We start from the raw sequence: 8,961 nt of genomic DNA on the forward strand, positions 1-8,961 counted from the left end.
GCCACTCCGACGCCCGCCATGCCGACACTCGCCACGCCGACGGACGCCGACGGAGCACGCTGCGACGTGCTGCGATGCACCGAGTGTCGGTGCTCGATGGGAGGCTTCAGGAGAGTTCAAGGCGTGCGGCGCATGCTGGAACCGAAGAAATCAGTAATCTGCTTCCAACGCGCGAGACACCAAGGAGGCGACGAGCATGAAGCGCACTACTGAGACAGATGGGGCGGCCACGGCGGGCGGCGCCACGCAGGTGCGCGTCGTCAAACGGCACCGCCGGCGGCGCGACCTGCCGCCACTGGACCTTCGCACGCCCTCGGGCAAGCGAACCCTGCCGTACTGACCGGCGCCAGCGTCGAGCACTGCCGTATCGAACGCTGCCACTTGGACCACCGCTGCCAGCCGAGCGCTGCGCGGTGCGGACAGCCACCACCGCCGCGCTGATCCCTGCCAGCCGCAGCTGCGCCGCGCGGCGCCACCGTGCGCCACTGTCTTAACGTCGTAGGCCGATCCGCCAAGCCACGCGGACGCACCGACCAGTGACCGCCTCGGACACCGCCACACTGAGCGAACGCCCGCTACGCCGCAGGGCGGTGGGCGCTGCACACATCACGCACCGCCCACCAAACACCACTGCCTTAACGCCACACGCCGGCCACCAAGCCACGCGGACGCCCTGACCGGTGTCCGCTTCGGACACCGGTGCATTAAGCCAGCGCCCGCCGCGTCGCGCGGGCGCTGGCGCTGCCCACCAAGCGCCACTGTCTTAACGCCATTGGCCGGACCGCCAAACCGCACGAGCGCCGATGGACGCTGCACACATCGCGCACCGCCCACCAAGACCACTGTCTTAACGCCGCTTAACGCCACTGCCGACTACCCGCCGCGCCGTGGGGGCGGTCGGTCACATTAATCCGATCATCGTGGCGAACGGGTGGACGAATTCGTAGGTGAGGATCACGCCGACGACGAGCGCTATGCACGCCGCCACGATCGCGCCGCTGACCACCCACGCGGGGCGGCCGTGGGTGGGTTCGGGGGGCGGACGCCAGAGGTCGGTGGAGCTTTCCGGGTGCTCTGGAATGATGATCATATGACGCGCCTGGCGGGTTGAGAACGAGCGACGGACACCCCCCGTTTGGAGTCTTGCACCGCGCGTGACGGATCAAACCGAGTCGTTGAAGCTCCGTGAAATTGAACTGTCGGCGGCGAACCGGCGCACACCGCACTCGTTCGTCCGGTCCCCGCCGCGCCCGCGATCTGTGGCCGCCGCAACGCTCTGGCCAGCTTCGACGAGTGATCGAACCGGACCGCTCACGGGGCAAGGCGCTCGAATTTCGCTCGAGAATGCGTCGCGCGGTAGTGCGACCGGCTCGCGGGATCGACGAACTCCAACCCCTTAAGCGCCGAGTGTGCCTAAACTGTCACCGCCTGTGGGTGACAGGCGCCGCGTCTGAGGTACTCGTGTTGTCGACAGGTGATGGGGATAGGCACGGTGGGCGACTTCTACGTGCACAACCGCCAGGCCTCCGGATGCACAGTGGTGACCATCGGAGGCGAGCTCGACGTGGCCACGGCGCCGGTGCTGCGGACCCACCTCGACGAGCTGATCGCCGAAGGGCACGCCCGGCTGGTCCTCGACCTCGCCGCGCTGGAATTCCTGGACGCCTCTGGGGTGGGAGTGCTGGCGCGCGCGATGGGCCGGGCGCGGGCGCAGGACGGCTGGACCCGGCTGACGCACGTCTCTCCGCAGGTACGCAGGGTGCTGCGCATCACCCGTTTGACTGAAGGCCTCCCGGAGTATCCGTCTACTGCCCAGGCGCTCTCCGGCGACCACGGGGGCACACCGGCGCGCCTGAGTCCAGTCGGCGGACACTCGTCCCCCACAAATGCATGAATCAGCCGAACATATGGCTTGCGGCCCTTCCCTCGGGGCCGATCGGTTGAAAGGATGAAGCGTCCGGCAGTGCGGTCCGGATGTGGCCGATAGCGGTATCCCCTCCCGCGTCCTCGTCCCCGGTGCGCGGATGGATCCGTGTCGCGCTCCGGTCCCGCGAGAAGGGTGGTGTACCGGTCATGACCTTCTGCAATCGCGCCGAGGCCGGCCGCAGGCTGACCGAGCAACTGCGGGCCTGGCGTTCCGATCCCCCCATCGTGGTCGCGCTCGCCCCGCGCGGCGTCCCGCTCGCGGTCGGCGTCGCCGCCGCGCTTCACACCCCTCTTGACGCTGTCCTGGTGCACGAGCTGAGCGTGCCCGGCTGCCCGCCCGGCACACTCGGCGCGGTGGGCGAGGACGGGGTCACGGAGATCAACACATACCTCGCCGGCCGGCTCGGCGTCGGCCTGGCGCGAGTGGACCAGGAAGCGCGGCGCGCGGCCGAGCTCATCTTGCACGCACAGCGCTCGCTGCGCGAACTGGTGCCCGAAGAATCCGTCGCCGGGCGCACCGTGATCCTGGTGGACGACGGCGTGGCGACCGGAGCGGCCGCCTCGGTCGCTGTGACGGTCCTGCGAAAGCGCGGGGTCTCCCGGCTCGTGCTGGCGGTGCCCGTCGGTGCCCGCAGCGTTCTGGGACGGCTGCGGACGACGGTGGACGCGCTTGTGTGCGTGCGCGAGATGCCCTGGCCGAGGCCGGTCGGCGAGTGGTACGAGGACTACCCGGACGTGACCGACGAGGAGGCGCGCGAGCTGCTGGTGCGCGCCGCCCGCTACCACGCGAGCGATCCCTTCCCGAGCTTCGCCGCGACGGCGCACAGCATGTCGTGCGGCGCCCTCGTCTGAGCCGCGCGCGGGCCCGATCACCCGCACCGCTACGCTGACCGGATGACAGAGACCGCATACGAGCACGACCCGTTCGCGAACTCCCCCGGCCGCCATGGCCCGAGCGCGACGGTCGAGGTGGACCCCGGGACGATCGGCTCGGTGCACACCGTGTACGCGCCGAAACACGACGCGGACCCGGACCCGGGCGAGATCGTCTGGACCTGGGTCCCCTACGAGGAGCACGACGGGCGTGGCAAGGACCGGCCGGTGCTCATCGTCGCCCGCGAGAAGACGGGCACGGTGCTCGCCGTGCAGCTCACCAGCAAGCGGCACGACGCCCGCGACTGGGTCGACGTCGGCACCGGCCCGTGGGACTACGAGGGCCGCGAGTCCTGGGTGTATCTGGACCGGGTGATGCGCGTGCACCACGGTGGCATGCGGCGCGAGGCCTGCGCGCTGGAGAAACACCACTTCGACCTGGTGATCGACCGACTGCAGTCGCTCTACGACTGGAACTGACCTGTTTGCGCCGGTCTTCGAGGCGGCAGGGGCGGCGAAAGATCGCGCGGCGAAGGCGTCTCTCCTTCGTCGCGCGATCCACAGCCGCCATCAAGCCCCGGCCGCCTCGAAGAACCCGTGTTGCTGCATCGGCCCCGAATCGCGGGGTCGACCCGGTCAACTAAGTACGCGCTGATTACCTACGCGTGACGCGGATGTTCACCGGGAGCGGCATACTGGCGGGCGCGACGCGCAGATCTCGAACCTCGACGCGGGTGGAAGGGATCCGGGAACACGATGGGCGAGTACGACGGCTGGAACCCGAGCTCGGGCGACGATCCACGCTCCGGGAACCGTCCGCCGGACCCTCGCGGCCCGGCCCGTCCGGCGCCCGAACGGCGCCCCGGCCCACCGCCGTACGATCCCTTCGACCCGACGCGCGAGGAACCTGCGCCGCCGGACCGGCCGCGCGGGCCACAGCCGCAGTCACAGTCGCGGGGATACACGGCCGAACCGGGTCCGGTGTGGGAGGAACCCGGCGCCCCGCGGCCCGGCTACGGCGACCGTCAGCCTGGTCCGCCGCCGCCCCGCGGGGAACCTTGGCCGGGGCCGCCGCCTCCTGCAATCCGCCCAGGGGCGTCGCAGCCACCGCGGATGCTCGGTCCCGGGACCGGGGGCGCCCCACTCCCGCGCCGCCACCCACCTGGGCCGAACGAGACCTACGACGCGCCGTACCCGCCACCAGGCAGGCCACCGGGCGCGCGCCCGCCCGGGCCGGATCAGATGTATGACGCGCCCTATCCCCCACAGGGAAGAGCGCCCGGCGCCCGCCCACCGGACCCTGACGACGGCTACGACGGCCCAGCCCCATACCCGCCACCAGGCAGGCCCCCAGCGCGCCGCCCATCAGGGCCGGAAGAGACCTACGACGCCCCGTACGGCTACGGCGACGCCCGCGGTGATCGCCCGCCGCCACCGGTCCCGCCGCGCGATCCTCGGCGGGGACCGGGCCCCGATGCACCCGAGCCCAGCCGCGGCCACGCCGCGCCACCGCCCGACGGACACGTCAATGACGACATCGACCTGAAGGAAGTCGATCCGAAGGGCGCGGCCGTCGCCCGCGCTAAGGCAGAGAGCCGATCCTCGGGCGGTTCAGGCGGCAAGACCGGCGTGATCGTCCTCGGTGCCGCCGGAGTGGTGCTGCTCGCCGTGGCGGTCTACTCGGCCCACTCCTCCCCCGGGACGACTACCTCACCGGTCGGGGCAGCCGCATCGCCGAGCCCGTCGCCGTCTCCTGTCTCGACCGGCGCGCCTTCCGGGCCCGCGACGGGAGCGGCCGCCGGCGCCACCACTTCGGCCGTGGCCAGCAGCCCGGCGGCGCCGAGCGCGTCGCCGTCCGTCACCTCTACCGTCAAGGTCAACGACGCGGCGGTGCACGTCGCGGTCTTCAACGGCTGCGGCGTCACGGGCCGCGCGGCGGGCGTTAAATCAGCGCTGGTGACGGACGGGTTCTCGCTGGCGACCGTCGGCGGAACTCTGGCCAAGACCACGACGACGAAGATCTACTATCCGCAGGGGCGCTCGGACTCGGCCGCAGCGGTGGCGCGAGCGCTGTCGATTCCCAGCGCGAACGTCGCCCAGTCGACCAGCTACACCGAGGTGACGCTGGTGGTCGGCACGGATTGGACCACCGGAAACACTTATCCGGCGGGCGGGCAACCCACGAGCACGCCTTAGCGCCGTCACATCGCCTGTGGCTCCTCCGTCATTGGTATGACGGAACTTGACGGAGGAGCGCAACGATGGACGACGATCGCGACGCTGGTCCCGAATCCGGCAGTGAGGGCGAATGGCTGGCCCACCGATTCGAGACGCACCGCGGGCACCTTAGGGCGGTGGCGTACCGAATGCTCGGCTCGGTGGCTGAGGCGGAGGACGCCGTGCAGGAGGCGTGGCTGAAGCTGAGCCGCGCGGACACCGACGACGTGCAGAACCTGGGCGGCTGGCTGACCACGGTGGTCGCCCGGGTCTGCCTGGACATGCTGCGCTCGCGTGCCTCGCGGCGCGAGGAGCCGATCGGCGTGCACGTGCCGGATCCGATCGTGAGCAGCGCGGACGGGTTCGATCCCGAGCGGGAGGCCGTCCTGGCCGACTCGGTCGGACTGGCCCTGCTCGTGGTGCTCGAGACGCTTGCCCCGGCCGAGCGGCTGGCGTTCGTGCTGCACGACATGTTCAGCATGCCGTTCGACGAGATCGCCCCGATCGTCGGACGCACTCCGACGACGGCTCGCCAGCTGGCGAGCCGGGCCCGCCGCCGGGTGCACGGGGCGGCGGCGCTTCCCGACCCCGACCTGAGCCGCCAGCGCACGGTGGTGGAGGCGTTCATGGCCGCGGCACGCGGCGGCGACTTCGACGCGCTGGTCGCCGTGCTCGACCCGGACGTGGTGCTGCGTGCGGACGCAGGCACGGTCGGAACGGGGACACGTCTGGTCCGCGGCGCCGCCGAAGTAGCCGGACAGGCGATGACCTTCAGCCGCCTGCAGGGCCCCGGGGCGCGGTCGCGACTCGCACTGGTGAACGGATCGGTCGGAATCGTCTCGGACCGCGGCGGCCGGGTTTTCGCCGTCCTCGGCATGACGATCACCGGCGGACGGATCGCGGAAATCGACATCCTGGCCGACCCGCAGCGCCTGGCGCGGCTCGATCTGGCGGCCCTGGACGGCTGAGAGCGGCCGGTCGCGGCGTGCGAAAGGAGAGCCCCGGCTCCTTGGGGGGAAGACGGAGCCGGGGCTGCCCCGAGTGTTGTCATCGGGGCCTGATCAAGCTGGGGGATGCCTGATCTGTATTCATTATCGCCGCGCCCGTACCTGACGGGGCCACAGGTGGAGGCAGCGTGGCAGGAAATGGCCAACGTGGCGGCGGAAGACAACCCTTCACTCTCCGTGGTTACCGCCGCCCGACGAGGGACTATTACCGGCCCTTTACTCGGCGCAGACATCCGAGCAATACGCGCCGTCGACCACCCTCAACCTCGAACATGCGAGCGGCGGCCCGCGATCCGCCCCGCGCCCGAATAATTTCTCCGACGATGTCGATCCGGGCCGATGCTGCTCGTATAGAGAGTGGGAATCCGACCGACGCCCAGGAGGCGCGCGATGAAGCACTATCTGATCACCATGTACCAGCCCGACGGCGTCGTGCCGCCGCCCGAGGTCCTCGAGCCGGTGATGCGGCAGCTGGGCGAGATCAACGACGAGGCGAAGGCGGCCGGGCAGTGGGTGTTCTCCGGCGGCCTGCACGACGCGAGCGCGACGACCGTGCTGCGGGTGGCCGACGGTGAGACGCTGATCACCGACGGCCCGTACGTCGAAGGCAAGGAGCACATCGGCGGCCTGTACATCCTGCGCGCAGCCGACCTGGACGCGGCGCTCGCGTTCACCGAGCGGGTCGCCCGGGTCACCGGCCTGCCGATGGAGGTCCGCCCCTTCCGCTTCCAGGAATGACCACAACCGCCGGGGACCACGCCGTGCAGGAACAGCAACCGGATCGGCCCACCGCGCAGATCGAGCGCGTGTTCCGCGGGGAGTACGCGCGCGCGGTCGCCGTCCTCACCCGCGTCTTCGGCGACATCGACATCGCCGAGGAGGCGGTGCAGGACGCGTTCGCGGTGGCCGTCGACCGGTGGCCGACGGCCGGGCTCCCGCCGAGCCCAGCCGGCTGGATCATCACCACGGCGCGCAACCGGGCGATCGACCGGCTGCGCCGGGAGTCCTCGCGCGCGGACCGGCACGCCCAGGCCGCGCTCCTGCACGAACGTGCCGAGACGGAGTGGCCGGGCGACGGGGAGGAGGGAGACGCCGTGCCCGATGACCGCCTGCGCCTGATCTTCACCTGCTGCCACCCCGCGCTGGCGCCCGCCTCCCGCGTGGCGCTCACGCTGCGGCTGCTCGGCGGCCTGACGACTGCGGAGATCGCGCGGGCCTTTCTGGTCGCCGAGTCGACGATGGCGCAGCGGCTGGTGCGGGCCAAGGCCAAGATCCGGGACGCGGGGATTCCGTACCGCGTCCCGGACGAGGCCGATCTGCCCGACAGACTCCGCGCGGTACTCGCGGTCGTTTATCTGATCTTCAACGAGGGATATGCGGCCAGCTCGGGCGAGGGCCTTATCCGCGAGGACCTGTGCGAGGAGGCGATCCGGCTGGGACGGCTGCTGGCGCAGCTGATGCCCGACGAGCCGGAAGCGCTTGGCCTGCTGGCGCTGATGCTGCTCGCACACTCGCGCCGGGCCGCGCGCACCACTGCTTCAGGCGAGTTGGTCCCGTTGGCCGATCAGGACCGCGGCCGGTGGGACCTGGCGCTGATCGAGGAGGGCCAGGCGCTGGTTCGCCGGTGTCTGCGCCGTGGCCGGCCCGGTCCGTATCAGATCCAAGCCGCGATCAACGCGGTCCACAGCGACGCTCCGCACGCAGACCTCACGGACTGGTCCCAGATCTTGCACCTCTACGATCAGCTGCTCACGGTCGCGCCGAGCCCGGTCGCCGCCCTCAACCGGGCGGTGGCCGTGGCCGAGGTCGGCGGTCCGGCAGCGGCGCTCGCGCTCGTCGATGATCTCGACCTCGATGGCTACTACCTGTTCCATGCCATCCGGGCCGACCTGCTGCGGCGTCTCAGCCGGGACGCGGAGGCGGCAGAGGCGTACGACGCGGCGATCGCGCGCACACAGAATCCGGCCGAGCGCGCCTTTCTCGAGCGGAGCCGCAGCGCCCTCCCCACCGATTGAGCGCCTGGGACGCCGCCGCCTCAGTAACCGGGCGCCTGAGCGTCCTCGGCCCAGCCCGGCGCGACACCGTTGGCCGGCGCTGTGTTGGCGGGCACCGTGTCCTCGATCGTCGACTCAACGGGGGCGGTCGAGGGCGGGGTGTCTGCCAACACAGCGCCGGCTTCGGGTACCGCACGCCACCACGCCAGGCCCACCAGCCAGCCGCGGAAATCGTGGCGGCGTTGGTAAAGCGCGACGGCGATGCCGATGCAGACCAACAGGTCGAATAGCCCGACTCCCCCGGCGCCGACGAACGCGTAAACCATCGTGGTGTAGGTGTGGTCGTCGGCACCTCCAGTGACCGGATCGATCCAGAGAGCGACCCGGTGGCCGTCGAAGTACTGCGCATCGGCGGAGCGATTCTGGATGTGCTGGACGCCCTTCCAGTCCCAGTCGTACGTACACGAATACGTCGTGCCGGAGTCACTGTCGCCGGCGGTGCAGTCCGAGACCGTTGCGGTCACAGTCGCGTTGCTGCGCTGCCAGTCGCCGATCAGACGCAGCCCGCAGCTAAGGCACAGCAACGCCACCGCGGTCACGCCGAATACCAGCCAGGTGCCCCAGTACCAGATCGACCGCTCGCCGGGGGCTCCCTGCCGTCGGCCGCGGCCGTGCCACGGCACGAAGGCCGCGATGAATCCCACGGCGGACGCCGCGGCTCCGGCGCCCATCACCAGGAGTCCGAGCGACCACGCGTGCCCCGGATCGCGCAGACCGAGCGAGCCGAACAGGGCGATGTAGAGGCCGACTGCGCAGCTCCCGAGTCCGACCACGAACAGCAGCCGAGCCGCCCATCCGGCAAGCCCTGCGGCGACCGCGCGGCGGATCTGGATCATACGGATGAGATACCCGCGCAGGAACTTGAGGACTCAGGCCATTTGCGC

General features: G+C 70.9%; 10 protein-coding genes. 8 read left to right on the forward strand and 2 right to left on the reverse strand.

Annotation, left to right across the window (positions count from 1 at the left end):
- Positions 1 to 196 precede the first annotated feature (196 nt).
- The gene (locus VGZ32_RS26170) at positions 197 to 340 is read left to right on the forward strand and encodes a hypothetical protein (RefSeq protein ID WP_326888874.1); all 144 of its coding nucleotides are present in this window, start codon (positions 197 to 199) and stop codon (positions 338 to 340) included.
- Positions 341 to 901: 561 nt separating this feature from the next.
- Here the strand turns inward: VGZ32_RS26170 and VGZ32_RS26175 are convergent.
- Positions 902 to 1,090 (reverse strand): hypothetical protein, encoded by a 189-nt coding sequence (locus VGZ32_RS26175; RefSeq protein WP_326888875.1) that lies wholly within the window; start codon positions 1,088 to 1,090, stop codon positions 902 to 904.
- A gap of 402 nt (positions 1,091 to 1,492) precedes the next feature.
- Here VGZ32_RS26175 and VGZ32_RS26180 point away from each other — a divergent pair, with 402 nt between their 5' ends.
- The 7 genes from VGZ32_RS26180 to VGZ32_RS26210 all read left to right on the forward strand — a co-directional run bounded on the left by VGZ32_RS26180 (position 1,493) and on the right by VGZ32_RS26210 (position 8,038).
- Positions 1,493 to 1,894: an STAS domain-containing protein gene (locus VGZ32_RS26180; protein ID WP_326888876.1), complete on the forward strand. Its 402-nt coding sequence runs from the start codon at positions 1,493 to 1,495 to the stop codon at positions 1,892 to 1,894.
- Between the two features lie 179 nt (positions 1,895 to 2,073).
- Positions 2,074 to 2,778: a phosphoribosyltransferase gene (locus VGZ32_RS26185; RefSeq protein WP_326888877.1), complete on the forward strand. Its 705-nt coding sequence runs from the start codon at positions 2,074 to 2,076 to the stop codon at positions 2,776 to 2,778.
- A gap of 42 nt (positions 2,779 to 2,820) precedes the next feature.
- Positions 2,821 to 3,279: a type II toxin-antitoxin system PemK/MazF family toxin gene (locus tag VGZ32_RS26190; RefSeq protein WP_326888878.1), complete on the forward strand. Its 459-nt coding sequence runs from the start codon at positions 2,821 to 2,823 to the stop codon at positions 3,277 to 3,279.
- A gap of 1,149 nt (positions 3,280 to 4,428) precedes the next feature.
- The gene (locus VGZ32_RS26195) at positions 4,429 to 4,995 is read left to right on the forward strand and encodes a LytR C-terminal domain-containing protein (RefSeq protein WP_326888879.1); all 567 of its coding nucleotides are present in this window, start codon (positions 4,429 to 4,431) and stop codon (positions 4,993 to 4,995) included.
- A gap of 65 nt (positions 4,996 to 5,060) precedes the next feature.
- Positions 5,061 to 5,984: an RNA polymerase sigma factor SigJ gene (gene sigJ / locus VGZ32_RS26200; protein WP_326888880.1), complete on the forward strand. Its 924-nt coding sequence runs from the start codon at positions 5,061 to 5,063 to the stop codon at positions 5,982 to 5,984.
- 429 nt (positions 5,985 to 6,413) lie between these two features.
- The gene (locus VGZ32_RS26205; RefSeq protein WP_326888881.1) at positions 6,414 to 6,761 is read left to right on the forward strand and encodes a YciI family protein; all 348 of its coding nucleotides are present in this window, start codon (positions 6,414 to 6,416) and stop codon (positions 6,759 to 6,761) included.
- A complete protein-coding gene (locus VGZ32_RS26210; protein WP_326888882.1) occupies positions 6,758 to 8,038 on the forward strand; it encodes an RNA polymerase sigma factor in 1,281 nt (426 codons plus the stop codon). Before VGZ32_RS26205 ends, VGZ32_RS26210 begins: the two co-directional genes overlap by 4 nt.
- 20 nt (positions 8,039 to 8,058) lie before the next feature.
- On the opposite strand, the gene VGZ32_RS26215 is transcribed toward VGZ32_RS26210, so the two are convergent.
- Positions 8,059 to 8,913 carry a hypothetical protein gene (locus VGZ32_RS26215; protein WP_326888883.1) on the reverse strand — a complete coding sequence of 285 codons (855 nt, stop codon included), beginning with the start codon at positions 8,911 to 8,913 and terminating at the stop codon, positions 8,059 to 8,061.
- Positions 8,914 to 8,961 lie beyond the last annotated feature (48 nt).

This window comes from Actinocrinis sp., assembly GCF_035938995.1.
Taxonomy (GTDB): domain Bacteria; phylum Actinomycetota; class Actinomycetes; order Streptomycetales; family Catenulisporaceae; genus DASZGI01.

Coding starts and splice junctions, on each gene's coding strand:
- VGZ32_RS26170 (WP_326888874.1), top strand. CDS start 197: ATGAAGCGCACTACTGAGACAGATGGGGCGGCCACGGCGGGCGGCGCC.
- sigJ (WP_326888880.1), top strand. CDS start 5,061: ATGGACGACGATCGCGACGCTGGTCCCGAATCCGGCAGTGAGGGCGAA.
- VGZ32_RS26210 (WP_326888882.1), top strand. CDS start 6,758: ATGACCACAACCGCCGGGGACCACGCCGTGCAGGAACAGCAACCGGAT.
- VGZ32_RS26185 (WP_326888877.1), top strand. CDS start 2,074: ATGACCTTCTGCAATCGCGCCGAGGCCGGCCGCAGGCTGACCGAGCAA.
- VGZ32_RS26175 (WP_326888875.1), bottom strand. CDS start 1,090: ATGATCATCATTCCAGAGCACCCGGAAAGCTCCACCGACCTCTGGCGT.
- VGZ32_RS26215 (WP_326888883.1), bottom strand. CDS start 8,913: ATGATCCAGATCCGCCGCGCGGTCGCCGCAGGGCTTGCCGGATGGGCG.
- VGZ32_RS26205 (WP_326888881.1), top strand. CDS start 6,414: ATGAAGCACTATCTGATCACCATGTACCAGCCCGACGGCGTCGTGCCG.
- VGZ32_RS26190 (WP_326888878.1), top strand. CDS start 2,821: ATGACAGAGACCGCATACGAGCACGACCCGTTCGCGAACTCCCCCGGC.